Annotated in this window: 25 protein-coding genes and 3 pseudogenes; 19 read left to right on the top strand and 9 right to left on the bottom strand. The window is 70.3% G+C overall.

Features of this window, described 5'->3' with window-relative positions:
* Window positions 1-143 precede the first annotated feature (143 nt).
* Together katE and PKO50_RS15115 are read left to right on the top strand one after the other, a co-directional pair.
* Entirely contained in the window at window positions 144-2,270 is a 2,127-nt protein-coding gene (gene katE / locus PKO50_RS15110) for a catalase HPII (protein ID WP_275630191.1), read from the top strand.
* 230 nt (window positions 2,271-2,500) lie between these two features.
* Complete coding sequence (locus PKO50_RS15115; protein WP_275630192.1) at window positions 2,501-3,571, top strand: DUF748 domain-containing protein; 1,071 nt, start codon at window positions 2,501-2,503, stop codon at window positions 3,569-3,571.
* Between the two features lie 9 nt (window positions 3,572-3,580).
* Here PKO50_RS15115 and PKO50_RS15120 read toward each other — a convergent pair whose 3' ends face one another.
* Window positions 3,581-4,708 carry a mechanosensitive ion channel family protein gene (locus PKO50_RS15120; RefSeq protein ID WP_275630193.1) on the bottom strand — a complete coding sequence of 376 codons (1,128 nt, stop codon included), beginning with the start codon at window positions 4,706-4,708 and terminating at the stop codon, window positions 3,581-3,583.
* Between the two features lie 194 nt (window positions 4,709-4,902).
* Here PKO50_RS15120 and PKO50_RS15125 point away from each other — a divergent pair, with 194 nt between their 5' ends.
* The 3 genes and pseudogenes from PKO50_RS15125 (at window position 4,903) to PKO50_RS15135 (ending at window position 7,133) form a co-directional block, all read left to right on the top strand.
* Window positions 4,903-5,139, top strand: a complete 237-nt coding sequence (locus tag PKO50_RS15125; protein WP_109932332.1) for a hypothetical protein — start codon at window positions 4,903-4,905, stop codon at window positions 5,137-5,139.
* A gap of 78 nt (window positions 5,140-5,217) precedes the next feature.
* A pseudogene (locus PKO50_RS15130) lies at window positions 5,218-5,634 on the top strand (low affinity iron permease family protein); the annotation flags it as partial.
* Between the two features lie 131 nt (window positions 5,635-5,765).
* Window positions 5,766-7,133 carry a sodium:proton antiporter gene (locus PKO50_RS15135; RefSeq protein ID WP_109932328.1) on the top strand — a complete coding sequence of 456 codons (1,368 nt, stop codon included), beginning with the start codon at window positions 5,766-5,768 and terminating at the stop codon, window positions 7,131-7,133.
* On the opposite strand, the gene PKO50_RS15140 is transcribed toward PKO50_RS15135, so the two are convergent.
* Both PKO50_RS15140 and PKO50_RS15145 read right to left on the bottom strand, forming a co-directional pair.
* Entirely contained in the window at window positions 7,111-7,560 is a 450-nt protein-coding gene (locus tag PKO50_RS15140) for a YetF domain-containing protein (protein WP_089393208.1), read from the bottom strand. The genes PKO50_RS15135 and PKO50_RS15140 overlap by 23 nt on opposite strands.
* 11 nt (window positions 7,561-7,571) lie before the next feature.
* The gene (locus PKO50_RS15145) at window positions 7,572-8,102 is read right to left on the bottom strand and encodes a hypothetical protein (protein WP_109932324.1); all 531 of its coding nucleotides are present in this window, start codon (window positions 8,100-8,102) and stop codon (window positions 7,572-7,574) included.
* Between the two features lie 248 nt (window positions 8,103-8,350).
* Between PKO50_RS15145 and PKO50_RS15150 the strand changes: the two genes are divergently transcribed.
* Window positions 8,351-8,737: a response regulator gene (locus PKO50_RS15150; RefSeq protein ID WP_109932322.1), complete on the top strand. Its 387-nt coding sequence runs from the start codon at window positions 8,351-8,353 to the stop codon at window positions 8,735-8,737.
* 74 nt (window positions 8,738-8,811) lie between these two features.
* Window positions 8,812-9,027 carry a hypothetical protein gene (locus PKO50_RS15155; protein WP_275630194.1) on the top strand — a complete coding sequence of 72 codons (216 nt, stop codon included), beginning with the start codon at window positions 8,812-8,814 and terminating at the stop codon, window positions 9,025-9,027.
* Between the two features lie 4 nt (window positions 9,028-9,031).
* Here the strand turns inward: PKO50_RS15155 and PKO50_RS15160 are convergent.
* Both PKO50_RS15160 and PKO50_RS15165 read right to left on the bottom strand, forming a co-directional pair.
* Window positions 9,032-9,980: pseudogene (locus PKO50_RS15160) on the bottom strand (class I SAM-dependent methyltransferase).
* Window positions 9,977-11,331 (bottom strand): annotated as a pseudogene (locus PKO50_RS15165) (iron-containing redox enzyme family protein). The pseudogenes PKO50_RS15160 and PKO50_RS15165 overlap by 4 nt, the downstream one beginning before the upstream one ends.
* A 152-nt stretch (window positions 11,332-11,483) precedes the next feature.
* Between PKO50_RS15165 and PKO50_RS15170 the strand changes: the two are divergent.
* Together PKO50_RS15170 and PKO50_RS15175 are read left to right on the top strand one after the other, a co-directional pair.
* A complete protein-coding gene (locus PKO50_RS15170; protein ID WP_275630195.1) occupies window positions 11,484-12,626 on the top strand; it encodes a carboxylate-amine ligase in 1,143 nt (380 codons plus the stop codon).
* A gap of 762 nt (window positions 12,627-13,388) precedes the next feature.
* Window positions 13,389-13,940: an ATP-dependent Clp protease proteolytic subunit gene (locus tag PKO50_RS15175; protein WP_109933730.1), complete on the top strand. Its 552-nt coding sequence runs from the start codon at window positions 13,389-13,391 to the stop codon at window positions 13,938-13,940.
* Window positions 13,941-13,984: 44 nt separating this feature from the next.
* Here the strand turns inward: PKO50_RS15175 and PKO50_RS15180 are convergent, their stop codons facing one another.
* Window positions 13,985-14,356, bottom strand: a complete 372-nt coding sequence (locus tag PKO50_RS15180) for a DUF3509 domain-containing protein (RefSeq protein WP_109933731.1) — start codon at window positions 14,354-14,356, stop codon at window positions 13,985-13,987.
* 451 nt (window positions 14,357-14,807) lie between these two features.
* On the opposite strand from PKO50_RS15180, the gene PKO50_RS15185 reads away from it, so the two are divergent.
* The 4 genes from PKO50_RS15185 to ligD all read left to right on the top strand — a co-directional run bounded on the left by PKO50_RS15185 (window position 14,808) and on the right by ligD (window position 18,480).
* Window positions 14,808-15,038 (top strand): hypothetical protein, encoded by a 231-nt coding sequence (locus PKO50_RS15185; protein ID WP_089393199.1) that lies wholly within the window; start codon window positions 14,808-14,810, stop codon window positions 15,036-15,038.
* 90 nt (window positions 15,039-15,128) lie between these two features.
* Window positions 15,129-15,440: a metallothionein gene (locus PKO50_RS15190; protein ID WP_275630196.1), complete on the top strand. Its 312-nt coding sequence runs from the start codon at window positions 15,129-15,131 to the stop codon at window positions 15,438-15,440.
* Entirely contained in the window at window positions 15,437-15,889 is a 453-nt protein-coding gene (locus PKO50_RS15195; protein ID WP_275630197.1) for a phosphotransferase system, HPr-related protein, read from the top strand. Before PKO50_RS15190 ends, PKO50_RS15195 begins: the two co-directional genes overlap by 4 nt.
* Before the next feature lie 26 nt (window positions 15,890-15,915).
* Window positions 15,916-18,480 carry a DNA ligase D gene (gene ligD, locus PKO50_RS15200; protein WP_275630198.1) on the top strand — a complete coding sequence of 855 codons (2,565 nt, stop codon included), beginning with the start codon at window positions 15,916-15,918 and terminating at the stop codon, window positions 18,478-18,480.
* 274 nt (window positions 18,481-18,754) lie between these two features.
* On the opposite strand, the gene PKO50_RS15205 is transcribed toward ligD, so the two are convergent.
* Window positions 18,755-19,261 (bottom strand): DUF4142 domain-containing protein, encoded by a 507-nt coding sequence (locus tag PKO50_RS15205; protein WP_109933735.1) that lies wholly within the window; start codon window positions 19,259-19,261, stop codon window positions 18,755-18,757.
* A gap of 181 nt (window positions 19,262-19,442) precedes the next feature.
* On the opposite strand from PKO50_RS15205, the gene PKO50_RS15210 reads away from it, so the two are divergent.
* Window positions 19,443-19,619 (top strand): metallothionein, encoded by a 177-nt coding sequence (locus tag PKO50_RS15210; RefSeq protein ID WP_089393194.1) that lies wholly within the window; start codon window positions 19,443-19,445, stop codon window positions 19,617-19,619.
* A 44-nt stretch (window positions 19,620-19,663) separates the two neighbouring features.
* Entirely contained in the window at window positions 19,664-20,515 is an 852-nt protein-coding gene (locus tag PKO50_RS15215; RefSeq protein ID WP_275630199.1) for an SDR family oxidoreductase, read from the top strand.
* A 46-nt stretch (window positions 20,516-20,561) separates the two neighbouring features.
* On the opposite strand, the gene PKO50_RS15220 is transcribed toward PKO50_RS15215, so the two are convergent.
* On the bottom strand, window positions 20,562-20,936 hold the full coding sequence (locus PKO50_RS15220; protein WP_109933737.1) for a Rho termination factor N-terminal domain-containing protein: 375 nt from the start codon (window positions 20,934-20,936) through the stop codon (window positions 20,562-20,564).
* 200 nt (window positions 20,937-21,136) lie between these two features.
* Between PKO50_RS15220 and PKO50_RS15225 the strand changes: the two genes are divergently transcribed.
* Window positions 21,137-23,593 carry a glycogen/starch/alpha-glucan phosphorylase gene (locus PKO50_RS15225; protein WP_275630200.1) on the top strand — a complete coding sequence of 819 codons (2,457 nt, stop codon included), beginning with the start codon at window positions 21,137-21,139 and terminating at the stop codon, window positions 23,591-23,593.
* A 3-nt stretch (window positions 23,594-23,596) separates the two neighbouring features.
* On the opposite strand, the gene PKO50_RS15230 is transcribed toward PKO50_RS15225, so the two are convergent.
* Window positions 23,597-23,998 (bottom strand): hypothetical protein, encoded by a 402-nt coding sequence (locus PKO50_RS15230; protein WP_275630201.1) that lies wholly within the window; start codon window positions 23,996-23,998, stop codon window positions 23,597-23,599.
* 164 nt (window positions 23,999-24,162) lie between these two features.
* On the opposite strand from PKO50_RS15230, the gene PKO50_RS15235 reads away from it, so the two are divergent.
* Genes PKO50_RS15235 through PKO50_RS15245 form a run of 3 tightly spaced genes read left to right on the top strand, consistent with a single transcriptional unit; the run spans window position 24,163 to window position 25,810 of the window.
* The gene (locus PKO50_RS15235; RefSeq protein ID WP_275630202.1) at window positions 24,163-24,675 is read left to right on the top strand and encodes an MgtC/SapB family protein; all 513 of its coding nucleotides are present in this window, start codon (window positions 24,163-24,165) and stop codon (window positions 24,673-24,675) included.
* Complete coding sequence (locus PKO50_RS15240; RefSeq protein WP_109933741.1) at window positions 24,665-24,907, top strand: hypothetical protein; 243 nt, start codon at window positions 24,665-24,667, stop codon at window positions 24,905-24,907. The genes PKO50_RS15235 and PKO50_RS15240 overlap by 11 nt, the downstream gene beginning before the upstream one ends.
* A gap of 9 nt (window positions 24,908-24,916) precedes the next feature.
* Window positions 24,917-25,810, top strand: coding sequence for a Ku protein (locus PKO50_RS15245; protein WP_275630203.1), 894 nt, complete (start codon window positions 24,917-24,919; stop codon window positions 25,808-25,810).
* Window positions 25,811-25,838 lie beyond the last annotated feature (28 nt).

Here is a 25,838-nt window from a genome sequence, read left to right on the forward strand (position 1 = left end):
AGCGCCGCAGGTTCAAACCGAACGCCGAACGCGCCGCCTGCGCACCGCCGGGGAAAAAAGCCTGAACTCCGCCGCCGCGCCCGCCCCCAAGCAAGAGCCAGCGCGCGCCATGGGCGCCGCCCACCTGATCAGGAGATGGACAGATGACACAGAAGAAAGAGTCCGGCAAGCACAGCCAACTGGCGGGGACCCAGACCACCGACCGCGGCAACGGCAACGAGAAGCTCGAACAACTGGAGCGCTACCGCGAGGACGCCACCGGGCAGCCCCTGACCACCAATACCGGCACGCGCATCGCCGACAACCAGAACACCTTGAGCGCCGGCCCGCGCGGCCCCTCGCTGCTCGAAGACTTCATCATGCGCGAGAAGATCACCCACTTCGACCACGAGCGCATTCCCGAGCGCGTGGTCCACGCCCGTGGCTCGGCGGCCCACGGCTACTTCGAGGCCTACGACGATTGCAGCGCGCTGACCAGGGCGGCGTTCCTCGGCAAGGCCGGCAAGCGCACCCCGGTGTTCGTGCGATTCTCCACCGTGCAGGGGCCGCGCGGCTCGGCCGATACCGTGCGCGACGTGCGTGGCTTCGCGGTGAAGTTCTACACCGAGGAGGGCAATTTCGACCTGGTGGGCAATAACATGCCGGTGTTCTTCATCCAGGACGCGATCAAGTTCCCCGACTTCGTCCACGCGGTGAAGCCCGAGCCGCACAACGAGATCCCCACCGGCGCCTCGGCCCACGACACCTTCTGGGACTTCGTCTCGCTGCAGCCGGAGTCGGCGCACATGGTCATGTGGCTGATGTCCGACCGCGCCATCCCCATCGCCTTCCGCAACATGCAGGGCTTCGGCGTGCACAGCTTCCGCCTGGTCAACGCCAATGGCCAGAGCACCCTGGTGAAGTTCCACTGGCGGCCGAAGTCCGGCACCTGCTCGCTGGTCTGGGACGAGGCGCAGAAGCTCGCCGGCAAGGACCCGGACTTCAACCGCCGCACGCTCTGGGAAGACATCGAGAAGGGCGACTACCCCGAATGGGAGCTGGGCGTGCAGCTGATCGCCGAGGACGACCAGGACAAGTTCGACTTCGACCTGCTCGACGCCACCAAGCTGGTGCCCGAGGAACAGGTGCCGGTGCAGGTGCTCGGGCGCATGGTGCTGGACCGCAACCCGGACAACTTCTTCGCCGAGACCGAGCAGGTGGCCTTCCACGTCGGCCACATAGTGCCGGGCATCGACTTCACCAACGACCCGCTGCTGCAGGGCCGGCTGTTCTCCTACACCGACACCCAGCTGCTGCGCCTGGGCGGGCCGAACTTCAACCAGATCCCCATCAACCAGCCGCTGTGCCCGTTCCACAATAACCAGCGCGACGCCTTCCACCAGCACACCCTGCATTGTGGGCGGGCCTCCTACGAGCCCGACTCCATCGACGCCGGCTGGCCCCGGGAGACGCCGCCGGCGGCGCGCCAGGGCGGCTTCGTCAGCTACCATGAACCCATGACCGGCACCAAGGTGCGCGAGCGCCCGGACTCCTTCGGCGACCATTTCAGCCAGGCCGCGCTGTTCTGGCACAGCCTGAGCGAGGCCGAGCAGAACCACGTGGTGGCGGCCTACGCCTTCGAGCTGGGCAAGGTGGAGCGCCAGGCCATCCGCGAACGCGAGGTCAACGAGGTGCTGGCGAACATCGACGCCCAGCTGGCCGCCCGGGTGGCCCAGCGCATCGGCGTGCAGGTCACCGCCCGGGCCCCGCGGCGCACGCCGCCGCAGCCCTCGCCGGCGCTGAGCCAGGTGAACCTGCTGCCCGGCGACATCCGCTCGCGCAAGGTGGCGATCCTGATCGCCGACGGCGCCAGCGAAGGCGAGGTCGGCGACATGCTCCAGGCCCTGGGCGCGGAGGGTGCCAGCGCCAAGCTGATCGCGCCCACGGCGGCGCCGGTCAAGGCCGACAGCGGCGCCACCCTGACGCCCCAGGGCACCTGGGACGGCCTGCCCTCGGTGGCTTTCGACGCGGTCTACGTGCCCGGCGGGGTGGCGGTCACCCTGGGCGTGGACGGCGCCGGCATGCACTACCTGCTGGAGGCCTACAAGCACCTCAAGCCGCTGGCCTTCAGCGGCGACGGACAGGCCCTGCCGGGGCAACTGGGCCTGCAGCCGGACGACGGCGTGGTGATGGGGGCGACGGTGGCGGACGTGTTCGGCGGGTTGAAGAACGCCTTGCTGCAGCATCGTATCTGGGCCAGGGAAGCGCAGGTGGGGGCGGTGCCGGCGTGAGGTGAGCCCGGGTGGGAGCGCGGTGTTTGGGCCAGCGGCGGATAACCGCGAACGGTTATTCGCCCTACAGGCCGGCTGACGCAGCGTTATCCGCCAACACCGCGAGGCGGTGGATGCGCCGCGCGAGGACGGGTTCCTCGCCCGCCAGGCGCGGCGGGAGAGGAAATGACCTCGCGCCGGGGCGCCATCCACTGCACCGGTCCACTGGCAGAGAGCCTCCGGAGGCGAGGATGAAAAGACGCTACAGCCTGCTCTTGTCGAGCGTCCTGGCGATCCTGGCGTTGCTGCTGGTCGCGCATGTCGCGTTGCCCTACGTGATCCGCGACTACCTCAACGGCAAGCTCGACCGGATGGGCGACTACCACGGCCAGCTCGCCGACGTCGATCTCGCGCTGTGGCGCGGGGCATACCGGATCAATGGCCTGAAGATCGTCAAGGTCAACGGCAAGGTGCCGGTGCCGCTGCTGGACGCGCCGGTGATCGATCTGTCGGTGAGCTGGCACGCGCTGTGGTACGACCACGGCATCGTGGCGCGGGTGGTCTTCCTGCGGCCGGAGCTGAACTTCGTCGACGGTGGCGACCGCCAGGACTCCCAGAGCGGCGCCGGTACCGACTGGCGCGAGCAACTGGACAAGCTGCTGCCCACCACCCTGGACGAGGTGCGCATCGAGGACGGCCGCATCCACTTCCGCAATTACCGCTCCAGGCCGCCGGTGCATCTCACCGCCAGCGCGGTGCAGGCGAGCCTGTACAACCTGACCAACGTGGCGGACGAGAAGGGCAAGCGGGTGGCCCGCTTCGAAGGCCATGCCCGGCTGTTCGGCCAGGCGCCGCTGGAAGTGCAGGCGTCCTTCGACCCCTTCTCCGACTTCGAGGACTTCGTACTGCGCCTGCGGGCCAGCGACGTGGAGCTGCGGCGGGTGAACGACTTCGCCTCGGCCTACGGCAAGTTCGACTTCAACCAGGGCCACGCCACGCTGGTGATCGAGGCCACGGCGGACAAGGGGCGGCTCAGCGGCTACATCAAGCCGTTGCTGCGCGACGTCGACGTGTTCAACTGGCAGCAGGACGTGGAGGAGAAGGACAAGGGCCTGTTCCGCTCCATATGGGAAGCCCTGGTCGGCGGCGGCGAGACGCTGCTGAAGAACCAGCGCAAGGACCAGTTCGCTACCCGCGTCGACCTCAGCGGCAACATCCATGACCAGGACGTCAGCGCTTTCCAGGCCTTCCTCGGCATCCTGCGCAATGCCTTCATCCAGGCGTTCAATGCGCGCTACGAGCGTTCCGCGCCCGAGGACTGAAGCGCCCGCTCAATGGCTGGTGGAGTCCCGGCTGCCGCCTTGCGCCTGTGGGTGGGCGAAGGCGGCCGTCGACTGGCGTTCGGCGCTGCGCTGCGGCGTGGGCATTGCCTCGACGTTGCGCAGCTCGCGGACCGGGAAGGCGAAATCGACGCCCAGCTCCTTCACCCCGGCCAGCAGCCGGAGGTTGATCTGCTGCTGCACGTCCATGTAGCGGTTGTAGTCGGCCGTCTGCATGATGTAGACGACCTCGTAGAGCAGGCGGCTCTCGTCGAAGGCGAGGAAGTGGGCACGGTCGAACTTCGCCTCCGCCTGGGCGTCGATGATTTCCTTCACCAGCTCCGCCACCGCCTTCGCCTTGTCGGCCGAGGTCCGGTAGCTGATGCCGAACTGGAAGACGATTCGCCTGGTGTTCATCCGCTTGTAGTTATGCAGCGTCTGCTTGAGCAGTTCGGTGTTGGAGCAGACGATCTGCTCGCCACTGAGGCTGCGGATGCGCGTGGTCTTGAGCCCGATGTGCTCGATGGTGCCCGCCACGTCGCCGAACACGATGAAGTCGCCGATCTCGAAGGGCTTGTCGAAGCCGATCGAGAGTGACGCGAACACATCGCTCAACAGGGTCTGCACGGCGAGCGCCACCGCGATGCCGCCCACGCCCAGGCTGGCGACCAGGGCGGTGATGTCGACGCCCAGGTTCGCCAGGATGGAAAGCAGCATCACGGCCCAGACGACGATCAGGATCACCACCGAGAGGAGAGTCGTCATCACCGGGTTGCGGATGCCCCCGAAGCGCGAGCGGGCCAGCTCTCCGGTCCACAGGCGCACGCAGGCGTCGAGCCACAGGGCCACCTGCAGCGCCAGGACGACGAACCAGCCATGGGCCAGCGCCGCCTCCCAGTTGGCGGGGAAGGCGACGAACTTGAGGGCCAGCATCAGCGAGAAGACGAATAGCAGGAGGTTGCTGGTCCTGTTCGCGATGGCCGAGGCATAGCGGGCCCATTGGCTCGTCCGCGCCTCCAGGCGCTTTCTCAGGGACACGAGGAGCAAGCGAAGCAGCCCGAATGCGACCAGGACGGCGACTGTCACCAGCAGCAGGTGGCCGAGAAAGGCCAGGTCGGGCCAGGCATTCAGCGGCGCCATGGTATTCCCCTTGTCGACTCGTCTGAGTAGTTTTGTCGGGGCGTGGCGGGAGAAGTTCAGGAAAATGCCCCGCTGCGCCCCGGGCGGGGCGCCCGGCACCGCCGGGGAGATGTTCTGAACTCTCGGCCGCGGCGCTTTTCCACCGAGGGCGACACCAGAGAGGCTTTGGGGGCTCAGCCCCGGGAGAGAACGTGATGAGCAGCAAGAACACCATCGTGCAGAAACCCCGTCCCGGTCCGGTGGCCGAACATGACGACCCGCCGAAGGCGCCGGTGCGCGAGCGCCGTGGCGAGCCGCGCCGGCCCGGCCCGGTCATCGAGACGCCCGAGGAGGATGCCGACGACTCGGGCGACCCTTGCGCCAGCACCCCGGAATACGAACCGGACGACGTCGACATCCAGGGGATCGGCGATGAGAAGCGCCCCGGCTAGGGGGCAGGGGCGGGCCTCCCGGGCCGCGCGCGGCGGGGCCCGCCCCGGGGCGCCGCCCAGGAGACGCCCAAGGCCCCGTCCTTTTCCCGCTTCGCCCAGTGGCTCTCGATATGGGCCGGGCGCCCGCCGACCTTCGCCGTGGCCTGCGCCCTGCTGGTGGCCTGGGCCGTCAGCGGGCCCTTCTTCCACTTCAACGACACCTGGCAGCTGGTGATCAACACCTCGACCACCATCGTCACCTTCCTCATGGTGTTCCTCATCCAGAACACCCAGAACCGCGACACCGACGCCCTGCACATCAAGATCGACGAGTTGCTGCGCACCACCCGCGCGGCCCATGACGCCCTGATGGGGCTGGACGAGCTGGACGCCGAGCAGTTGCAGAAGCTGCGCGACACCTACCAGCGCATGGGCGAGGACGCCGGCGCCGGGGAAACGCCCCAGTGCGTGGCCGACGAGGAGCAGGCCGAAGGCGACGAACCGCCGCCCCGCTGACAGCCACCGACACCCGCCGAGGACCACCGCCATGCCAAGCCTTCGCACCCTCCGTCTCTGCCGCGCCTTGCCGTGCCTGGAGGACGATGGCTGCGAGGCGCAGCCGTCGCCCGTCGACTGAGCGCCGGCCCATGGGCTTCAACCAGTGGCTGCTGGTGCTCGGCGGCATCCTGCTCACCCTCGGGCTGACTTCCGCCTACCTGCGCCTGCTGCCGGTCAGTTCCTCGCTGCTTTACCTGCTGTTCGGCCTGGCCATCGGCCCGCTGGGGCTGGACCTGTGGCAGGCGGACATCGGCCGCATCAGCCCCTGGCTGGAGCACCTGGCCGAGGCCACGCTGCTGATCTCGCTGTTCATCGGCGGGCTGCGCATGCGCCAGAGCCTGCGCTCGCCGGTGTGGACCGCGACCTGGCAACTGGCCGGGCCGGTGCTGCTGGGCTGCATCGCCGGCAGCGCGGCGCTGGCGCACTACCTGCTGGGCCTGGACTGGGGCCTGGCGCTGCTGGTGGCGGCGATCCTCTCGCCCACCGACCCGGTGCTGGCGAGCATCGTCCAGGTCGACGACGCCAGCGACGACGACGGCCTGCGCTATGGCCTGTCCGGCGAGGCCGGGCTGAACGACGGGGTGGCCTTTCCCTTCGTCGGCGCGGCCTTCCTGCTGGTCACCGAGCCCCCCGGCGGCGCCCCGGCGCTGCTCCGGCAACTGCCGCACTGGCTGCTGCTGGACGTGCTCTGGGCCATACCCGCCGGGCTGCTCACCGGCTACTGCCTGGGCTACGGGGTGGGGCGCCTGGCCATCCACCTGCGCGCCCGGCACACCGACACCAGCGTGTCGGCCAACGATTTCCTCGCCATGGCGCTGATCGCGCTGTCCTACGTGGGTGCGGAAAGCCTCGGCGGCTGGGGCTTCCTGGCGTGCTTCGCGGCTGGCATCGGCTTGCGCCACGCCGAGGTGGCCACCATCGGCAAGCGCGAGGACCCGGCCGAAGCCCAGGCCGAGGCCGCGCACATCCGCGAGGCGGGGCAGGCCCACGGCGCCATCGCCTTCGGCGAGGATCGCAGCGAACACCCCAGGGTCGCCGCCGGGGCGGTGATGCTCGACATCCTCTCCTTCGGCGACCTGCTGGAGCGCTCCCTGGCGTTGCTGCTGGTGACCCTGCTTGGCGCGCTGCTGGCCAACCACTGGGACTGGCGGGCGCTGCCCTTGGCGCTGGGGCTGTTCTGCCTGCTGCGCCCGGCGCTGGTCTGGCTGCTGGTCACCCGCCGCGCCCTGGCGCCCCGGCAGCGCTGGCTGCTGGGCTGGTTCGGCATCCGCGGCATCGGCAGCCTGTTCTACCTGTGCCACGTGCTCAACCAGGCCGACGCGCCCCGGGCGCTGGGCGCCGCCAGCGACCTGGTGCTGAGCGTGGTGGCGCTGAGCATCTGCCTGCACGGGCTGACCACCCAGCCGCTGCTCGACCGCTACGAGCGCGCCCAGCTCAGTTGCCGCCCTCGGGAATGATGGAGATCTTGCCGTTCTTCTCGAGGATGGCGAAGCGGATCTGCTCCATGCGCTCCAGGCCCTGGGTCTGGCGCGCGGCGAGCAGGATGTCCTCCTCCCGCAGGCGGGCCTCGGCCAGGCGCGCGCGCAATGGCCGGCCGTACTCGACGATGAGCGTCGGCGAGCCCTCGATCAGCCGGTCCACCGCCGGGTGGCGCAGCTTGAGCAGCGACAGGCCGACGTCGATGACGATCAGCGTGACTATCACCAGCGCCGCGTTGATCAGCGAGAAGTCGTTGCCCAGCAGGGCCTGCTGGGTGGCCTCGCCGATGATCATCAACAGCAGCAGGTCGAAGGTGGTGATGTCAGCCAGCGACCGCCTGCCGGCGATGCGGAAGAGGATCAGCAACAGCAGGTAGATGGCCGCGGCGCGCAGGACGGACTCCATGGGGCACCTCCTCAGGGGTAGATCAGCTGGTTGAATTCCAGGGCCTGGCCGGCGCCTTCCACCCGGTAGCCGAGCAGGCCCGGCTCGTCGGGCAGCAGGGTCAGGAACAGGTGCCACTCGCCGCGCTCGTCGTGCCGCCCGCGCAGGGCCAGGCCGCCGCGCCAGCTGTCGCCGCGCAGCATCGGCTGCAGGCTCTGCACGCTCTGACGGGCGAGGAAGTCGCCGCCCAGGCGCAGCTCGGCCGGGCTGCCGGGGGCGCCCCGCAGGCGCACGTGCAGGTTGTGGCTGGCGCCGATGCGGCCGAAGCGCTCGTATTCGACCTGCAGCCGGCCGTCCTGGCTGGCCAGCTGGCGCGAACTCAGCGGGCCGCTGGCGAACAGGCCACTCAGGGCCACCAGCACGATGCCCAGCAGGACGACCAGCCCCAGGCGTTCCAGGCGCCAGGCGCGGCGTTGGCTGGCCATGTGCTCGTCGACCGGGTAGCTGCGTTCGCGGAACGCCTGCGCGGGCTCTGCCGGAGGGAGGCGGGGAGGCTCTGTCATGGCGGGTACCTTCGTTTGGCCGCTCTTTTGCTGCGACTGCGACGGCGCCGCTTGGTGCCGGCCAGCTTACCGGCGGAAGCGCTGGGCATTTTGCAGCGCGGCCGCGGGCGGGCAGCGCATTCTGCTGATGTCGCCCTGCCATGACCCGCGGCGCGGGTGCTCTGCGCCGGGGGCCGCGCCCGGCGCGGGGGTGGGCGTGGTTCTTGCTGGACTAGAGGAAGGAAGCATTCACCGACGGGGGACGAGCCATGAGCGAAACGGACAAGGTCGTACTGCTGCTCGCCGAGCAGGCCGACCAGTTGTGGCGCCTGGAGCAACTGCTGCTGGACCACGGCTACGCGGTGCTGAGCGCCGTGGACAGGATACAGGCGCTGGAGCACCTGTCCTCGTCGGTGGTGATCGACCTGATGCTGGTGGACGAGCCCTTCGCCGGGCCGCTCACCGGCGCCGCGCTGATCGAGTCCTGCCTGCCGCTGCGCCCGCTGATGCGGGTGCTGGTGCTGACGCAGAACACGGAGCGTTCCACGTTGCACGCCCAGGCCTACCCGGTGCTGCTCAAGCCGGTGGGCCTGGAAGAGCTGGGCCTGGCGATCGCCGTGGCGCTGCGCAGCCCGCCCGTGCAACCCTGGCTGTGAGGGGCGCGCCTGCCGCGGCGAACGGGCCTGAGCCCGGCCATTCCCTGCAACCGCCTTCGCGGAGGAGGACACCCATGGGCAACAGACCTCTGTACCTGGTCAGCTACATCCTCGACGACCAACCCACCACCCTGGCGCTGCACCGCGACGGCGAGCTCGATGCCGGCGCGGCACTGGACTTCCTGCAGGGGCTGCACGGCCCCGCCGCGCGCATCAGCGACGTGCAGGTGAGCCGGGTCAAGCGCAGCCAGGAGCGCGACGCCACTCCCGGGCACTACCGCCAGCCCTGAGCCTTCAGGCCAGGCGGCGCAAGGTCAGCAGCACCGCGGCGATGCGCTCCACCTGCCGGTAGGCGGGCTGCTCCAGTTCCTCGCCGAACACGTCCGGGTCCAGTTCCTCGTAGTGCCATTCCCAGCCGGGGCGGGCCGCCAGCAGCCGGCTCGCCTGGTGCCACAGCGGCGCCTCGCCGTCGATGACCGCGGCGCCCGTGTAGAGCAGCAGGCTGCCGCCGGGCGCCAGGCGGCCGAGGGCGCTTTCGAGGATGCGCAGCGACAGCTCCGCCCCTGGGAACCGCCGCCGTGGCGGTAGGTACGCTGGGCTGGGTCGAGCATGTAGGGCGGGTTGGCCACCATCAGGTCGAAGTCGCCGGCCAGGCCCTCCAGCAGGTCGCTGCGGCGCACCTGCAGCTGCGGCGCCTCGGCCAGCAGCGCGTTGACGCGGGTGAAGGCCAGGGCGTGGGGTTGATGTCCACGGCGTGCACTTCCGCCCGCGGGCAGGCCCCGGCGAGGAGGATGGCGCCGGGCCCGGCGCCGCAGCCGATGTCCACCGCACGGTGGACGTCGCGGCTGTCCAGTGCCTGCAGGTGCTGGCCGATGGCGCGGGCGAAGCGGTAGGTGTCGGGGCCGAAGAACACCGCCTCGGCCTCCTGGGTGGGGTAGGCCGAGTGCACGAACAGCTGGTCCTCCAGGCTCGACCAGCGCACCTTGCTGCGCCAGTGGCGGCCGTCCCAGTGCAGCAGGTCGGCGGCCGCCAGCAGGGAGAACAGCGGGCGCTCGAGCTGGCCGTCGGCGAAGGGCCGGCTCCAGCCGAAGATGTCGCGCAGGTCACGGGCCAGGGCGTTTTCCTCGCGGGCATTGACCCGCGCATGGGTGGCCGGGCTCACGGTGACGAAGGCGTAGCCTTCCCGGCGCAGGCGCAGCCCCAGCGCCAGCAGGGCCTCCAGGCGCGGTGGCAGCGCAGTCATGGGGCCACCCCCAGGTCCTGGCTGAACAGGCGGGTGGCCAGCAGGCCGAGGGGCGTCCAGTGGCGCTGCGGGGCCAACAGCGGCAGCAGGTGCTGGCGACGCTGGTGCGGCACCAGCTGGGCCAGTTCGCGGCGCAGCCGGCGTTCCTCCTCGTCGAGGTCGGCCGGCGCCGGCTCCAGCGCCAGCGGTCGCGGCGGCGCGTGCCGGGCCGGGGCGGGCGAGGGCGCCCAACTGCCGGCTATCCAGTCGTGCAGCAACTGCTGCTCGTAGCCATCGAAGACGCCGAACATGGCGGCGTCGGGGCCGCTGACCAGGCGCCAGAAGCGGCTGCGCGCCGGGTCGGCGTCGCGCAGGATCCAGCCTTCCTGCTGCAGCGCCCGCAACAGGGCGGCCACGCCCCAGGGCTGGGCCAGCCACTGGTTGAGGGTGCGGCCCTGGATGCGCGCGCGGTCGCTGTGCTGGTGGCGGGCGAAGGGCTGCTTGCGCTCCAGCATGGCCAGCAGTTCGTGGTCCAGGTCGAAGCCGTCGATCACCTGGGTGCTGGACAGGCCGACGTCGTTCAGCCCCATGCCGGCCCGCACTCGGGCGAGGAAGGCCGCGCGCCGCGGCTTGTCCGGCAGGTGGTTGAACAGTGTCTGCAGGGCCCGCCGGGCATGGCCGCAGCTGGCGTTGTCGATGGTCACGTGGAGGCGGAAGTAGGTGGGGTCTATGCCCAGTTCCTGCAGTTCCCAGGTGGTCACCAGCAGGTGCAGCGGCGGCAGTTCGTAGCCCAGGTTGTAGCCGATCAGCTCGGGCAGGCGCTGCCCGGCCAGGCAGCCCAGCGCCAGTTGCACCGTGCCCTGCAGGTAGTGCTCGACGGACAGGTCGGACGTGCCGGCGCAGCCCAGGCTTTCCAGCAGGTGGCGGTAGATCAGCACATGGTTGCAGCCGGCCACGCCGCGGCCCAGCTCCTCCAGATAGGTGTGCACCAGCGGCAGCAGCCGGGCGTCGCCGGCATGGGCCAGCACGCCGTACAGCCAGGCGCCGTCCACCAGCTTGGTGGGGCCACGCCGCGCAGGAAGTGGAGCGCGTGGGCACGGTTGCGGAAGTAGCGCCGCGGGGCGCCGGCATGCCGCTCGGCCAGGTAGCGCGCATAGTCCCGCGCGGTGCGGGCGGCTCGCGCGTCCAGCCACTGCGGCCAGGCCGCCGGGGTATCGGGCAGGTCCACGGGCCGCTCGGCCGCCCGTTGCAGCTGCCGTTGGAGGAAGGCGTCGGCCGCCGCCAGGTGTTCCTCCGGCGCGTGGAGCAGGGCCGCGTGCAGCGAGCGGGCATCGACCGCCTCTTCGCGGGGCGGGGTGCAGGGCAGGTTCATGGGGCGGCTCCTCTGGCGATGGCTCCTGAAGAGTGCGATCGGCGCCGGCGGCGAAGGTTTCAACAATCGGCCCGAGCGGCTGCGCGCAGGAAAGACGGAACCCGGGGCGGGGCCGCGGCGTCGATCCTGTAACCCTTCCGGCAGGGATCACCATGGCCGCGACGCCCGCGCACCCACCGGCCCGCTTCGGCATCGAGGAAGAGGCCTTTCTTCTCGACGGCGCCAGCCTCGACCTGGCCCGGCACGTCCCGCCCGAATGGGGACCGGCCTGCCGCCGGGCGCTGGGCGACTGCTTCGCCGAGGAAATGTTCCAGTGCCAGGCGGAACTGGTCAGCCCGGTGTTCCGCCAGTTGGGCGAGGCCGCCGCCTTCCTCGCCCGCGGCCGCGCGCAGCTGGCCGACCTGGCCCGCGCCCACGGCCTGCGCAGCCTGGTGGTGGGCGCGCACCCGTTCAGTTGCCTCGCCGACGCCGCGCCCAGCGAGCAGCCGCACTACCGCGCCTTGTTCGAGGACTACGTGCAGCCGGCCCGCAACAGCCTGCTGTGCGGCCTGCACGTGCACGTGGAGGTGCCGCCCGGGCAGGACCGGGTGGCGCTGATGAACCGGGTGCTGCCCTGGGCGCCGCTGCTGCTGGCGCTGAGCTGCTCGTCGCCGTTCTGGCAGGGCCGCCACACCGGGCTCGCCAGCTACCGCCGGGCGCTGTCCGGGCAATGGCCGCGGATGGGCATGCCGCCGTGGTTCGCCGACGAGCCGGCCTACCAGGCGCACCTGAAGCTGCTCCACGCCCGGGGCCTGATGCGCGAGCCGGGCCACGCCTGGTGGTTCCTGAGGCCCTCGGCGCGCTACCCGACCCTGGAGTTGCGCATCAGCGACGCCTGCCCGCGCCTGGCCGACGCGCTGTGCATCGCCGGGCTGTTCCGCGCGCTGCTCACCCAGGCCATGGCCGATGCCGATGCCGGTGACCCGCACCTGGCGCGCGCGCTGCTGGCGGAGAACTACTGGCAGGCCCAGCGCCACGGCTGCCGGGCGCGCTTCCTGCTGGCCGACGGGCGCTGCGTCGACCTGGCGCAATGGCTGGCGCAGGCCTGGGCACAGTGCGCGGCACCGGCCCGCGCCGGCAACGAATGGGCCTACGCCCACGCCTGCCGGCTGGCCCGCTCGGGCGGCAGCGCGCAGCGGCAGGTGCGCAGCCTGCGCCGGCATCTGGCGCGCGGCGGCGATGTGGCGGAGGCACTGCAGGAGCTGGTGGCCGAATTGCTGGAAGAGAACCGCCAGGTGCCGGAGGGCCTGCCCTGAATAGCCGGTGAGCCCGATCGCGGACAGAGTCCGCTCCTACGACCGTGCTTCCTGGAACCGTAGGAGCGGACTCCGTCCGCGATTTGGCGGATAACGCCGTAGGCGTTATGCGCCCTACGGGTTTCCAGAGAAACCACCGAGCGCACCGGAACGCCCCTTCAGAAGGCCGAGCGAAACCGGCGCTCAGGAGGTCATGCGACATGGATGTCGCTAGAGCCCCGATGGGCTACAGGGACGTACCCTCGGGGCGGGCCTCCGTGGCGGGGGAATTCGCGAGGGTAGCCCGGCTTCATCGGGCCCGTATGCGGGGCAAGCCTTTTTGGTTCCTTTTGTGGCGTTTGACAAAAGGGACTCGCCCGAGGGGCGAAACAAGAAACATCCGAGCACTCGGTGCGGCGCGCTACACCCAAACCCAAAAGTCTCTGGGTTATTCCCCTTCGGGCCAGCGCAAGCGCTGTTCGCGATGGAGCCGCGTCCCGCGTTCGCGGGAATGACGATTGTCTTGCAGTCCGCGCCGGGGTGCTCTTTGTAGGAGCGGGCCCTGCCCGCGATTTCGCGCGCAGGGCGCGCTCCTACAGGGAATGGCATGACTCGGGCTGCGTAGGAGCGGACTCCGTCCGCGATGACCCGCGGCCACGCCGATCATCGGGCATGGGCGGAACCACGCCCCAGCCGTTCGTCGCGCCGATGGCTCGACCGGGCTTCGCCGCGACTCAGCAGAATGTCCAGCCCGGAGGCCCCCGCAACCAGGAGAGCACGCCCATGTCCACGCACATCATCCATTTCACCGGCCCGATCAACTCGTCCACCTGCGGCAACCTCATCAGCACCTGCACCCGCGCCCTGCAGCAGGGCGCCAGCCACCTGCAGCTGAACATCGCCACCATGGGCGGCGACTGCAGCTACGGCTTCACCCTGTACAACTACCTGCTTTCGCTGCCGGTGCAGGTGGACACCCACAACCTCGGCACCGTGGAATCCATGGGCAACATCCTGTTCCTCGCCGGCCAGGTGCGCACCGCCTGCCCGTACAGCAAGTTCCTGTTCCACCCGTTCCACTGGTCGCTGCATGGCGCGGTGGACCATGCGCGCATGGCGGAGTACGCCATGAGCCTGGACTACGACCTGAAGCTCTACGCCGACATCGTCGCCGAGCGCACCCGGGGCGCGGCGGAACGCCTGGACATTCCCAGCTACCTGATGGCCTACCCGCGCATCCTCGGGGCGCAGGAGGCCATCGCCTGCGGCCTGGTCGAGCGGGTGGACGCCATGCCCATCGCCGATTCCACCTGCCAGTGGACGGTGCACGCCTGACGCCCGGGCAGATTGTTCGAACCCTGCCGGCGGCGGGGTGGGCCCTACCAGCGCGGGTTGCGGTCGGCCTGGGCGCGCAGGCGCTCGCCGGCCACCACGATCTTGCGCGGCCGGTGCTGGTAGTTGCCGGGGACGAAGGTGCGCAGCTCGATGCGCTTGAGGAACCAGTCGACGTTGTCCGGCTGCAGCGGGCCCGACTCGGTGATCAGGTCGCGGCGGATGCGTTCCACCAGGTTGTTCAGCAGAACCTCGTTTTCCTGCTCTTCCTTGTGCAGCACGCGCAGGGCGATGCGCTCGCCGTTGGCGTCGTGCAGGTCCATCAGCACCGAGCCGTCGGGGCGGAAGGTGAATCGCGGGGAATAGGCGCGGAACTGGTTCTGCAGGTGTTCGATGGCAGCGTTGGGGGTGGCAGGCATGACGTGCTCCCTGTTCGTTGGACGGTGGTCGAGGGCTTTGCAGCAATCGTTCCGTCTCTGTCGTCATCCTCAACCAACTGTTTTTGTTTAACTTCTTATTGGAGAGATGGCCCCTTGATACTTGCGCATTGCAAAGCGGCGGGATCGTCCGCCGCCTTACTGCATGCCAGGATGATGGCCAAGTGATGCTGAGGCGCGCCACCTCGCCGGTGGGATGACCTGGGTGCCGGCAACGTCCCGCGGCGCCGACCGTTCGTCCGGCCTGGCGCTTTTTTTGGCGACAAGAAAGCGGCGCGTGGGCTCGCAGTCCCGCTAAGTGGATGAAGCGCGGAGCGCTTTCGTCGATCAGGCATTCTGCATGGCCGAACGATAGCTCCCCGCCACCCTGTTTTCGCCGGCTGCCGGCGCTACCTTTGCTCAAAGACATTCTTTTCCTGGGAGGGGCATGCAGATGACCCACTTCACACGCGGTGAAATCGAAGACCTGTTGCAGCACAACCACCCGGCGTTCCGCTTCAGTTGCTGCCGGCAGCTCGATGGCTGCTACGCGATCAGCCTGCGCCACCCGTCGCAGGGCAGGGCGCCCGCCACCGTGGTGGGCATCAGCGGCGAGGAACTGTGCACCGCCGAGCAGGTGGAAAGCCTGGGCCAGGAGCTGATCCGCACCTACGACGCCGCCTGAACCGCGGCGGCCTCGCCCGCACGAAAAGCTGAACTCCCCGCTGGCGTCCGGCTCAACCCAGGTAGAGCTGACGCACGGAGGAGCCTGGAGATGAAACCCGATATCTGCGCCTGCCCCGGCTGCATCTGCGAGCTGGACGATGCCGCCGTGCGCGAGGGCGACCGCTACTTCTGCTGCCAGGCCTGCGCCCAGGGCCACCCCGGGGACCGGCAGTGCAAGGACCCCGAATGCCCCTGCGCCGACCGCGGCAAGGCGAAGAAGAGCCAGGAGCAGCAGCTGGACCACTCCCTGGAAGAAACCTTTCCCGCCAGCGACCCCATTTCCCCTGAGGCCGGCGCCGCTGCCTGCCCGGCAGCCCGAGGCCGGGGCAGGGCGGCGCCCAGCGAGAGGAGAAGGCCATGAACGACGAGCGCAAGCACAGCCAGCCCCAGGAAATCGACGACACCGAGGACCGCATGGGCTCGGTGCGCGAACTGGATTTCGACGAGGAGCGCGCCCAGGGCCGCATCGGCGACGAGCGCCCGCGGCGCGAGGTGAACGAGGAGTTCCCGCCGGAACGGGCGGCCGAGATGGGCATGACCGGCGGCGAGACCCTGGTCGACGGCGACTACGAGGACCATGTGGACAGCGACGACCTGGCCCCGGAGACGCTGCTCGACGAAGGCAGCGAATCCGAGCTGGAACCGGCCGACGACACGCCGGTGGACCGCGAGCTGCGGGTGGTGGGCGAGGAGGAGATCGGCGGCGGCATCGGCCTGGACGAGGCCGAACTGGGCCGCTCCGCGCCACTGGACGGCAAGCCCTGGACCGACCGGGTATCGCCGCCGGACACTGACGAAGAAGAACGCTGAACGCCCGAGCCACGGAGGAAGCACCGATGGCCAGTGACACCTCCAGCCTGGAGGAATACGCCCGCCGCCGCGACTTCGGCGGTACGCCGGAGCCGCGCGGCGAAGCCCCCGGGCGGCATGCCGGGGAACTGGCGTTCGTCATCCAGAAGCATGACGCCAGCCACCTGCACTACGACTTCCGCCTGGAACTGGACGGGGTGCTGAAGAGCTGGGCGGTGCCCAAGGGGCCCTGCCTGGACCCTTCGGTGAAGCGCCTGGCCATCGAGGTGGAGGACCACCCCCTGGAATACGCCGGCTTCGAGGGCCACATCCCCGAGGGCCACTACGGCGCCGGTGACGTCATCGTCTGGGACCGCGGCCGCTGGGTCCCCCTGGGCGACCCGCGCCAGGGCCTGGAAAACGGCCACCTGAAGTTCCGCCTGGAAGGCAGCAAGCTGCATGGCAGCTGGAACCTCATCCGCACCCGCATGGCCGGGCGCAAGCCGCAGTGGTTCCTGGTCAAGGGCCGCGACGACGAGGCCCGCGACTTCCCCCGCCACGACATCCTCGCCGAGGCGCCGCAGAGCGTGCTCAGCGGGCGGACGCTGCCCGGCGAGGCGGCGCCGCCACCGAAGACGCCGCCGCCGAAGCGCGCCATGCCGGCCAAGGCCCCGCACAAGGTGGCCGGCGCCATGCCCGAGCACATCTCCCCGGAACTGGCCACCCTGCTGGATGCGCCGCCCGAGGGCGACTGGCGCTACGAGCTGAAGCTCGACGGCTACCGCATCCTGGCGCGGGTGGCGGACGGCAAGGTGCGCCTGCAGACGCGCAACGGCCACGACTGGTCGGAGCGCCTGCCGGACATCTGCGCCGGGCTGCGGGCCCTGCCGCTGCGGTCGGCCTGGCTCGACGGCGAGATACTGGTGGTGGACGAGGAGGGCCGCCCGGACTTCCAGCGCCTGCAGAACGCCTTCGACGTGGGCGCCAGCGACGAGGTGCGCTACACCCTGTTCGACCTGCTCTGGCTGGATGGCGAGGACCTGCGCCGGCAGCCGGTGGAAAAACGCCGAGCGGCGCTGGCCGCGCTGCTGCAGGGCAACGCCAGCGACCGCCTGCGCTACTCGGAGGACTTCACCGACGATCCGCGCAGCATCCTCGACAGCGCCTGCCGCCTGGGCCTGGAAGGGCTGATCGGCAAGCGCGCCGGCAGCGCCTATGTAGAGCGCCGCTCCACCGACTGGATCAAGCTCAAGTGCAAGCGCCGCCAGGAATTCGTCATCGTCGGCATGACTCCGCCCAAGGGCAGCCGCCAGCATTTCGGCGCGCTGCTGCTGGGCCTGCACGACGACGAGGGCGAGCTGCGCTACGCCGGCAAGGTGGGCACCGGCTTCGACGCCGCCACGCTGAAGCGGGTGCACGCCAGCCTGCGCCCGCTGGCGCGCAAGACCTGCCCGCTGGCCGCGCCGCCCCGCGGCCAGGCCTACCGCGACGTGACCTGGCTGCGCCCCGAGCAGCTCTGCGAGGTGGCCTTCGCCGAGATCACCCGCGAGGGCCTGGTGCGCCAGGCGGTGTTCCACGGCCTGCGCAGCGACAAGCCCGCCAAGGCCATCGTCCAGGAACGCGCCAGCCCGGCGGCCGGGGTGGCCGGCAAGGCGGCGAAACCCACGGCCAAAAGCCCGAGGAAGGCGGCGCGGGACGACGCGAAGGTCGCCGGCGTCGCCATCACCCACCCCGAGCGGGTGATCGACGCCGCCAGCGGCCTGAGCAAGCTGGACCTGGCGCGTTACTACGAGAAGGCCGCCGAATGCATCCTGCCCTGGCTCGACGACCGCCCGGTGTCGCTGCTGCGCGCCCCGGACGGCGTCGGCGGCGAAGTCTTCTTCCAGCGCCACGCTTCGCGCAACGCCATGCCCGGCGTGGAACAGCTGGACCCGCGGCTGGACCCCGGCCACGCGCCGCTGCTGCGCATCGCCACCGCCAGGGCCCTGGCCGGCGCCGCGCAGATGGGCGTGGTCGAGCTGCACACCTGGAACGCCCGGGTGGATGACCTGGAGCACCCCGACCGCTTCGTCCTCGACCTGGACCCCGACCCCAGCCTGCCCTGGGCGCGGATGATCGAGGCCACCCGGCTGACCCTCGCCGTGCTGGACGAGCTGGGCCTGGCCTGCTTCCTCAAGACCAGCGGCGGCAAGGGCATGCACGTGCTGGTGCCGCTGGAGCGCCGGCACGGCTGGGACGAGGTCAAGGGCTTCGCCCACGCCATCACCTGCCACCTGGCAAAGCAGATGCCGGACCGCTTCAGCGCCGTGTCCGGGCCGAAGAACCGCGTGGGCCGGATCTTCGTCGACTACCTGCGCAACAGCCGCGGCGCCAGTACCGTGTGCGTCTGGTCGGTCCGCGCCCGCGAGGGCCTGCCGGTGTCGGTGCCGGTGGCCGAGAGCGAGCTGGACTCCTTGAAGGGGGCCAATGCCTGGACCCTCGGCAATATCGATGAACGCCTGGCGCTGCGGGGCAAGGACGATCCCTGGGCGGGCTGGGGCGATGTCCGGCAGCGCCTGACGCGGAAGATGTGGGAGCAGTTGGGGCGCAGCGCCGATGACGATGGCGGATAACGCCGTAGGCGTTATGCGCCCTACGCTCGAAAGAATCGGGATGACCCGGGATTTCCTGGCTGTACCGAACGTCTTCCTGGCCCCTCGTACGCAGGAGCAACTGTCTTCTGGGCTCCCTCGTTCACGGGAGTGACTGGATCAAAATCCGCGTCTCCCATGTTGCCCCATTGTAGGAGCGGGCCCTGCCCGCGATTTCGCGCGCAGGGCGCGCTCCTACAGGGGAATGGCATGGCTCGGGCAGCGTAGGAGCGGATCACGTGGCCGTGGCCGCGCGTCACGGCTTCTCCCCATCCACCAACTGCTGCGCGATCTCCCGCTGGTGGTAGAGCTGCGGCTGCCAGTGCCGGGCGAAGCGCTGCAGTTCGGCGTCGCTGCCGTCGCCGGCCAGGCGGTCGAAGAGTTCCACCGCCTGGCGGCTGGAGGCCAGTTGCGCCTCGGCGTAGTCGCGGTCGAAGCGCTGGCTGTTCGCCAGTTGCTCGCGGGCCTGGGTGGCGCGGGCTTCGCGGGTTTCGTCGCGGGGCGGAAGCAGGCCTTTCTTGCGCGCCAGTATCCGCAGGTCGTCCTGCAGGCGCTGGTGCTGGTCGATCAGCCCCTGGGCCTGGTCGCGCACCGCCGTGGTGTGGCCGTGGTCCAGGGCCAGGCGGGCGCGGGCCAGTTGCTGCTGGCTGTTGGCCAGGGCGCTGGCGACGAAGGTGGCGTGGGGTTCGCTGGCGGGGGCGGCGTGCGCCAGGCCGATGCAGCACAGGCAGGCGAACAGCAGCAGGGGGATGCGCGCGGCCATGGGCCTTTCCTCCGGTGGTGGGCTGTGCTGGGTGGACGTCCGCGGTGGCCGCAGGTTCAGAAAACGCGGCCGGCGGGCCGCTGGCGGAAAAAGCTGAACTCCACCGCCCGCCGCCGGCCGAACCCTGTGACCGGCGGGGCTGCGGCCCCGCTCCCTGACACCGAGCCGAAGGAGACCTGCGATGAGCGACCAACCCTGCGCCTGCCCCGGCTGCCAGTGCAGCCTGGGCGCCGCCGCCGTGTTCGCCGAAGGCCGCGCCTATTGCTGCCAGGCCTGTGCGGATGGACACCCCGACGGCGAGAAGCACTGCCAGGACCCCCACTGCCACTGCGGCGAGGCCGTGCCGCCACGCGGCTGAGGCCCCGACACCGACCGGCGCGCGCGCCGGAGAGGAGAGCGACCATGAGCGACAAACTACCGCCCCAGCACCAGGACCAGCAGCCCGGCCGCGAGGAGACCATGCAGCCGCCGCCGGAGTTCGCCTCGGAAAGCTACCGCGCCGCCGGCAAGCTGGAGGGCAGGGTGGCGGTGGTCACCGGCGGCGACAGCGGCATAGGCCGCGCCGTGGCCCTGACCTTCGCCCGCGAGGGGGCCGACGTGATGCTGCTGTACCTGGAGGAAACCGAGGACGCGACCAAGACCTGCCAACTGATCGAGGCCTGCGGCCAGCACTGCCTGGAGCTGGCCGGCGACGTCGCCGATGCCGGCTTCTGCGCCGAGGTGGCCCGGCGCCTGGAGGAACGCTGGGGGAGGGTGGACGTACTGGTGAACAACGCCGGCGAGCAGCACCCGGCCGCTTCCCTGGAGGACATCAGCGAAGAGCAGTGGGAGCGCACCTTCCGCACCAACATCTTCGGCATGTTCCAGCTGACCAAGGCACTGCTGCCGCTGATGAGCGAGGGCGCGGCCATCGTCAACACCACCTCGATCACCGCCTACAAGGGCAACCCCAGGCTGATCGATTATTCCTCGACCAAGGGTGCCATCACCGCCTTCACCCGTTCCCTGGCGCTGAACCTCGTCCAGCGCGGCATCCGGGTCAACGCAGTGGCCCCGGGGCCGATCTGGACGCCGCTGATTCCCTCGACCTTCAGCGCCGAGGAGGTGGAGACATTCGGCAGCAATACCCCGATGGGGCGTCCGGGCCAGCCCGACGAACTGGCGCCGGCCTACGTCTACCTGGCCTGCTCCGACTCCTCGTACATGAGCGGCCAGGTGCTGCACGTCAACGGTGGCACCGTGGTCAATGGCTGAAGCGCACGCGGCCCCCGGCGCGCTATCGCACCAGGGGCCGCGGGGCTCAGGCCTTGCGCAGGGCCTCGATCAGTTCCTGCTTGCGCATGCTCGAGCGGCCGCGGATGTTCTGCCGGCGCGCGCGTTCCAGCAGCTCCTGCTTGTTCATCGCCTCCAGGCGCTGGCCGGGGCGCGGCACGCCGTGCTTGGTGGCCACCGCGCGGCGCGCCGAGGAACGCCGCGATTCGGCCTTGGCACCCGGGCTCTTCTTCTGGCCCGAACCGCCGGAGCGCTCGCCACCGCCGGACTGCTTGTTGACGGTGGCCCAGGCCCGCGCTTCGGCCTCGTCCCTGGAGACGCCACGCTCCTCGTAGCTTTCCTCGATATGTTCGGCCTTGCGCTTCTGCTTGTCGGTGTACTTGTCTTTGCTGCCTCGGGGCATGGCTGTTCTCCTTTGTCGGCCGCTTCACTGCGGGGTTCGTTCGGGAGAGGCCGCAGCGCCGCGCGGTGTTCAGCGATTCGGACGGACGGCCGCCCCGGGCGGGGAAAACACCTGAACTCCGGCCCCGGCCCGGGGGCCTAGATACACGAGGCGGCCGGTGGCGCCGCCGTTTCCCACAGGCGAACCGTGGAGAGACCGCCATGCAAGGCTCCAGCACCCCCGTTCCCGAACAGGTGGAAAACTTCAAGCAGGAAGTGCTGACGCGACTGCGCTACGACGTCGGCAAGGACGCCGCCGACGCCTACGCCCACGACTGGTTCGAGGCCCTGGCGCTGGCGGCCCGGCGCTACATCGTCGATGGCTGGGACGAGGCCAGCCACAGCATCGACCGCGGCCGGCGCAAGCGCGTCTACTACCTGTCGCTGGAGTTCCTCATCGGCCGCCTGCTGATCGACAACCTGAGCAACCTCGGGCTGCTGGAGATCGCCCGCGAGGCGCTGCTGCAACTGGGCGTGGACCTGGAGCAGGTGCGCCTGGCCGAACCCGACGCGGCCCTGGGCAACGGCGGCCTGGGGCGCCTGGCGGCCTGCTTCATGGAAAGCATGGCGACCCTGGACATCCCCGCCTACGGCTACGGCATCCGCTACGAGCACGGGCTGTTCCGCCAGAGCATCGCCGACGGCTGGCAGCAGGAACAGCCGGAGACCTGGCTGGACTTCGGCAACCCCTGGGAGTTCGAGCGCCCGGAATGCAGCATCAGCATCGGCTTCGGCGGCAGCGTGTACGCCCTCAACGGCAGCGACGGCAGCGCGCGGCAGCACTGGGAACCCATGGAGCGCCTGCGCGCGGTGGCCTACGACATGCCCATCGTCGGCTGGCGCCGGGCCGGGGTGAACACCCTGCGGCTGTGGCGCGCCCGTGGCGAGGAAACCCTCAAGCTGGACCGCTTCAACGCCGGCGACCACCTCGGCGCGGTGGCCGACACGGCGCGCGCCGAGAGCATCTCGCGGGTGCTCTACCCGGCGGACAGCACCGAGGCCGGGCAGGAACTGCGCCTGCGCCAGGAATACTTCTTCGTCAGCGCCTCGCTGCAGGACCTGCTGCAGCGCCACCTGGGCCAGGGCCTGGCGCTGGCCAGCCTGCCGGCGCGGGTGGCCATCCAGCTCAACGACACCCACCCGGCCATCGCCGTGGCCGAGCTGATGCGCCTGCTGCTGGACGACCACCACCTGCAGTGGGAACAGGCCTGGGGCCTGACCGTGGCCACGCTGTCCTACACCAACCACACGCTGCTGCCCGAGGCCCTGGAGTCCTGGCCGGTGGCGCTGATGGAGCGCCTGCTGCCGCGGCACATGCAGATCATCTACCTGATCAACGCCTTCCACATCGATGCGCTGCGGGCCAAGGACATCCACGACTTCACCCTGCTGCGCGCGGTGTCGCTGATCGAGGAGGACAACGGCCGCCGGGTGCGCATGGGCAACCTGGCGTTCCTCGGCTCGCACAGCGTCAATGGCGTTTCCGCGCTGCACACCGAGCTGATGCGCGAGACGGTGTTCCGCGACCTGCACCGCCTGTACCCGGCGCGCATCAGCAACAAGACCAACGGCGTGACCTTCCGCCGCTGGCTGTTCCAGGCCAACCCGGAGCTGACCGGGCTGCTCTGCGAGTGCCTCGGCCGCGAGCTGCTCGACGACCCCGAGCGGCGCCTGCGCGGCCTGGAGGCCCACGCCGGCGACGCCGCCGTGCAACGCGGCTTCGCCCAGCAGCGGCGGCACAACAAGGCGCGCCTGGCGCAGCTGGTGGAGGAGCGCCTGGGCATCCGCCTGGACGTCGAGGCGCTGTTCGACGTGCAGGTCAAGCGCATCCACGAGTACAAGCGGCAGTTGCTCAACCTGCTGCACGCCGTGGCGCTGTACCAGGACATCCGCAACGACCCGGCCGCGCCGCGGCTGCCGCGGGTGAAGATCTTCGCCGGCAAGGCCGCGCCCAGCTACCACCAGGCCAAGCTGATCATCAAGCTGGCCAACGACATCGCCCGTATCGTCAACGACGACCCCACGGTGCGCGGCCTGCTCAAGGTGGTGTTCATCCCCAACTACAACGTCAGCCTGGCCGAGGCCATCATCCCCGCGGCGGACCTGTCCGAGCAGATTTCCACCGCGGGCCTGGAGGCCTCGGGCACCAGCAACATGAAGTTCGCCCTGAACGGCGCGCTGACCATCGGCACCCTGGACGGCGCCAACGTCGAGATGTCCGAGCGCATCGGCCTGGAGAACCTGTTCATCTTCGGCCTCACCGCCCAGCAGGTGGAGGCCCGCAAGCATGCCGGCGAGCTGTCCATGGCCGGCGAGATCGCCGCCTCGCCGCGCCTGCAGGAGGCGCTGCAGGCCATCGGCTCGGGGGTCTTCTCGCCGGACGACGCCAACCGCTACACGGCCCTGGTGGAGGGGCTGCGCCACGACGACAGGTTCATGCTCTGCGCCGACTTCGAGGCCTACTGGCAGGCCCAGGCGCGCGTCGAGGCACTGTGGCGCGAGCCCTCCCGCTGGTGGCGCGCGGCGGTGCTGAACACCGCGCGGGTCGGCTGGTTCTCCTCCGACCGCACCATCCGCGAGTACGCCGAGGAAATCTGGAAAGTGCCGGTGGGCGGCTAGGGCCTACCAGAAGCCGCCGCCATGGCGGCGCGCGAGGTAGTCCAGGCTCAGGCCGAAGCCGGCCTGGAAGAAGGCCTGCAGGCGGGTGTCCAGCACCATGCGGTTGAGCGAGGCCAGCGGCCCGACGATGCGCTCCGGGTCGCCGCGCCCGCCGTAGTGGTTCTCGTGCACCAGGCTGGCGCTCTGCGGGTCGGCGCTGATCAGGCAGTGGCAGTCCAGACCCTCGCCGGGGCGGCGGGCGTGCAGGCCCAGTTCGGAAAGCCCGCCGGCGCCGCGGTGCAACCCCAGGTGGCAGAGCAGCCCGTGGTCGCGGGCGTACTCGCCGGCCGCGGCGAAGGCGGGCAGGGCCACTTCGGTCAGGGCCTGCTCGTAGGCGTGGGCGAAGTCGTTTTCGTCGCTGTTCATGGCGCGTCCCTTTGTTCGGCGATTGCCGGGTTTGGACCGGCGCGGCGGCGAAACGCGCGGACCAGCCGCCGGGCGGTAGTGCTGGCGCTACCGCCGGGAAAATCGTTCAAACCATCGGCCGGCGCGGCAGTCTGCAACAGCAATACCCCTTCACGGAGAGGCCCATGGAGACCCTGTCGCGCATCGCCGAGGCCCTGCTGGCGGAGTTTTCCGACCTGCGCGAGTTGGAGCAGATCACCCGCGCCTGCTTCCGCCTGGCGCTCGCCACGCTGCTGGGCGGCCTGCTGGGCTACGAGCGCGAGAGCCAGGGCAAGGCCGCCGGGCTGCGCACGCACATGCTGGTCACCCTGGGCGCCGCGCTCTTCGTCATGGCGATCAGCGAAGGCGGCGCCGGCGACGACGCCATCAGCCGGGTGATCCAGGGCATCGCCGCGGGCATCGGCTTCCTCTGCGCCGGCACCATCCTCAAGGACAGCGCCGACACCGCGCGGGTGAAGGGGCTGACCACGGCGGCCGGGCTCTGGCTGAGCACCGCCATCGGCATCTGCGTGGGCCGCGGCCATTCGGCCACCGCGGTGCTCGGCACCCTGCTGGCGCTGGCGGTGCTGCACAGCCTGCCGCGGCTGTTCGAGCGGCCGCAGGTGCCCGATACATCGGAGGAGCGCCATGTTCCGTGACTTCAGCGGCAGCAGCGCCTGGACCGACGCCATGTGCGACGGCGGCGCCTACGTCGGGCTGATCCAGTACCAGCCCAAGCGCGAGGGCGCGCCGGTGGAAGTGCTCTGGGTGTTCGCCCCCGGCAGCCGCAACGCGGCCGAAGCCGAGGACGCGGCCCGGCGCATGCTGGCGCGCATCCGCGACATCGGCGCGGACGGCCGCGTCCGTTTCGACGATGGCATCTCACTGTAGGAGGCGCACATGGTGCGCGTGATCTGGAAGGGCGCGATCAGTTTCGGCCTGGTGCACATCCCCGTGGGGCTCAACAGCGCCAGCCGTTCCGGCGGCACCGACTTCGACTGGCTGGACGCCCGCAGCCTGGAGCCGGTGGGCTACAAGCGGGTGAACAAGGTGACCGGCAAGGAAGTGCCCAGGGAGCGGATCGTCAAGGGCGTGGAGTACGAGAAGGGCCGCTACGTGGTGCTCAGCGAGGAGGAAATCCGCGCGGCGCGCCCGCGGGCCACGCAGACCATCGACATCCTGCGCTTCGTCGAGCGTGGCGAGATTCCCCTGCCGTACTTCGACACCCCCTACTACCTGAGCCCCGAGCGGCGCGGCGAGAAGGTCTACGTGCTGCTGCGCGAGACCCTCGCGCGCAGCGGCAAGGTCGCGGTGTGCCAGCTGGTGCTGCACAGCCGCCAGCACCTGGCGGCGCTGCTGGCCGACGGCGAGGCGCTGCTGCTGATGACGCTGCGCTGGCCGGGCGAGGTGCGCCCGGTGGACGAGCTGGCGCTGGAGCTGAACGACATCGCCCTGGACAAGCGCGAGCGCGAGATGGCCACGCGCCTGGTGGAAGACATGAGCCAGGCCTGGGACGACTCGGCCTTCAAGGACACCTTCAGCGACGAGATCCACGCCCTGGTGGAGCAGAAGGCCGCCAAGGGCCAGCTGGAGGAAGTGCCCGGCGCCGAGGCGCCGGAGGCCAGCGAGGGCGCCGACATCATCGACCTCACCGACCTGCTGCGGCGCAGCCTGCGCGGCAACGCCAAGGGCGCTGGCGCCAGGCCGGCGGGCAAGGGCAAGGCCAGCGAGAAGCCGGCCGAGGAAGCGCCGGCGCGGCGCAAGGCCGGCAGCCGGCGACGCGCCGCGCGCTGAGCCGGCCCGCCGGCGAAAAGTCTGAACT

This window comes from Pseudomonas sp. 273, assembly GCF_029201425.1.
In the GTDB taxonomy this organism is placed as follows: Bacteria; Pseudomonadota; Gammaproteobacteria; order Pseudomonadales; family Pseudomonadaceae; genus Pseudomonas; species Pseudomonas delhiensis.

Coding starts and splice junctions, on each gene's coding strand:
- PKO50_RS15210 (WP_089393194.1), top strand. CDS start 19,443: ATGAGCGACCAACCCTGCGCCTGCCCCGGCTGCCAGTGCAGCCTGGGC.
- PKO50_RS15175 (WP_109933730.1), top strand. CDS start 13,389: ATGTCCACGCACATCATCCATTTCACCGGCCCGATCAACTCGTCCACC.
- PKO50_RS15230 (WP_275630201.1), bottom strand. CDS start 23,998: ATGAACAGCGACGAAAACGACTTCGCCCACGCCTACGAGCAGGCCCTG.
- PKO50_RS15240 (WP_109933741.1), top strand. CDS start 24,665: ATGTTCCGTGACTTCAGCGGCAGCAGCGCCTGGACCGACGCCATGTGC.
- PKO50_RS15180 (WP_109933731.1), bottom strand. CDS start 14,356: ATGCCTGCCACCCCCAACGCTGCCATCGAACACCTGCAGAACCAGTTC.
- PKO50_RS15115 (WP_275630192.1), top strand. CDS start 2,501: ATGAAAAGACGCTACAGCCTGCTCTTGTCGAGCGTCCTGGCGATCCTG.
- PKO50_RS15220 (WP_109933737.1), bottom strand. CDS start 20,936: ATGCCCCGAGGCAGCAAAGACAAGTACACCGACAAGCAGAAGCGCAAG.
- PKO50_RS15150 (WP_109932322.1), top strand. CDS start 8,351: ATGAGCGAAACGGACAAGGTCGTACTGCTGCTCGCCGAGCAGGCCGAC.
- PKO50_RS15245 (WP_275630203.1), top strand. CDS start 24,917: ATGGTGCGCGTGATCTGGAAGGGCGCGATCAGTTTCGGCCTGGTGCAC.
- PKO50_RS15225 (WP_275630200.1), top strand. CDS start 21,137: ATGCAAGGCTCCAGCACCCCCGTTCCCGAACAGGTGGAAAACTTCAAG.
- PKO50_RS15190 (WP_275630196.1), top strand. CDS start 15,129: ATGAAACCCGATATCTGCGCCTGCCCCGGCTGCATCTGCGAGCTGGAC.
- PKO50_RS15155 (WP_275630194.1), top strand. CDS start 8,812: ATGGGCAACAGACCTCTGTACCTGGTCAGCTACATCCTCGACGACCAA.
- PKO50_RS15205 (WP_109933735.1), bottom strand. CDS start 19,261: ATGGCCGCGCGCATCCCCCTGCTGCTGTTCGCCTGCCTGTGCTGCATC.
- PKO50_RS15170 (WP_275630195.1), top strand. CDS start 11,484: ATGGCCGCGACGCCCGCGCACCCACCGGCCCGCTTCGGCATCGAGGAA.
- PKO50_RS15195 (WP_275630197.1), top strand. CDS start 15,437: ATGAACGACGAGCGCAAGCACAGCCAGCCCCAGGAAATCGACGACACC.
- PKO50_RS15135 (WP_109932328.1), top strand. CDS start 5,766: ATGGGCTTCAACCAGTGGCTGCTGGTGCTCGGCGGCATCCTGCTCACC.
- PKO50_RS15125 (WP_109932332.1), top strand. CDS start 4,903: ATGAGCAGCAAGAACACCATCGTGCAGAAACCCCGTCCCGGTCCGGTG.
- PKO50_RS15185 (WP_089393199.1), top strand. CDS start 14,808: ATGACCCACTTCACACGCGGTGAAATCGAAGACCTGTTGCAGCACAAC.
- PKO50_RS15145 (WP_109932324.1), bottom strand. CDS start 8,102: ATGACAGAGCCTCCCCGCCTCCCTCCGGCAGAGCCCGCGCAGGCGTTC.
- PKO50_RS15215 (WP_275630199.1), top strand. CDS start 19,664: ATGAGCGACAAACTACCGCCCCAGCACCAGGACCAGCAGCCCGGCCGC.
- PKO50_RS15235 (WP_275630202.1), top strand. CDS start 24,163: ATGGAGACCCTGTCGCGCATCGCCGAGGCCCTGCTGGCGGAGTTTTCC.
- katE (WP_275630191.1), top strand. CDS start 144: ATGACACAGAAGAAAGAGTCCGGCAAGCACAGCCAACTGGCGGGGACC.
- PKO50_RS15120 (WP_275630193.1), bottom strand. CDS start 4,708: ATGGCGCCGCTGAATGCCTGGCCCGACCTGGCCTTTCTCGGCCACCTG.
- PKO50_RS15140 (WP_089393208.1), bottom strand. CDS start 7,560: ATGGAGTCCGTCCTGCGCGCCGCGGCCATCTACCTGCTGTTGCTGATC.
- ligD (WP_275630198.1), top strand. CDS start 15,916: ATGGCCAGTGACACCTCCAGCCTGGAGGAATACGCCCGCCGCCGCGAC.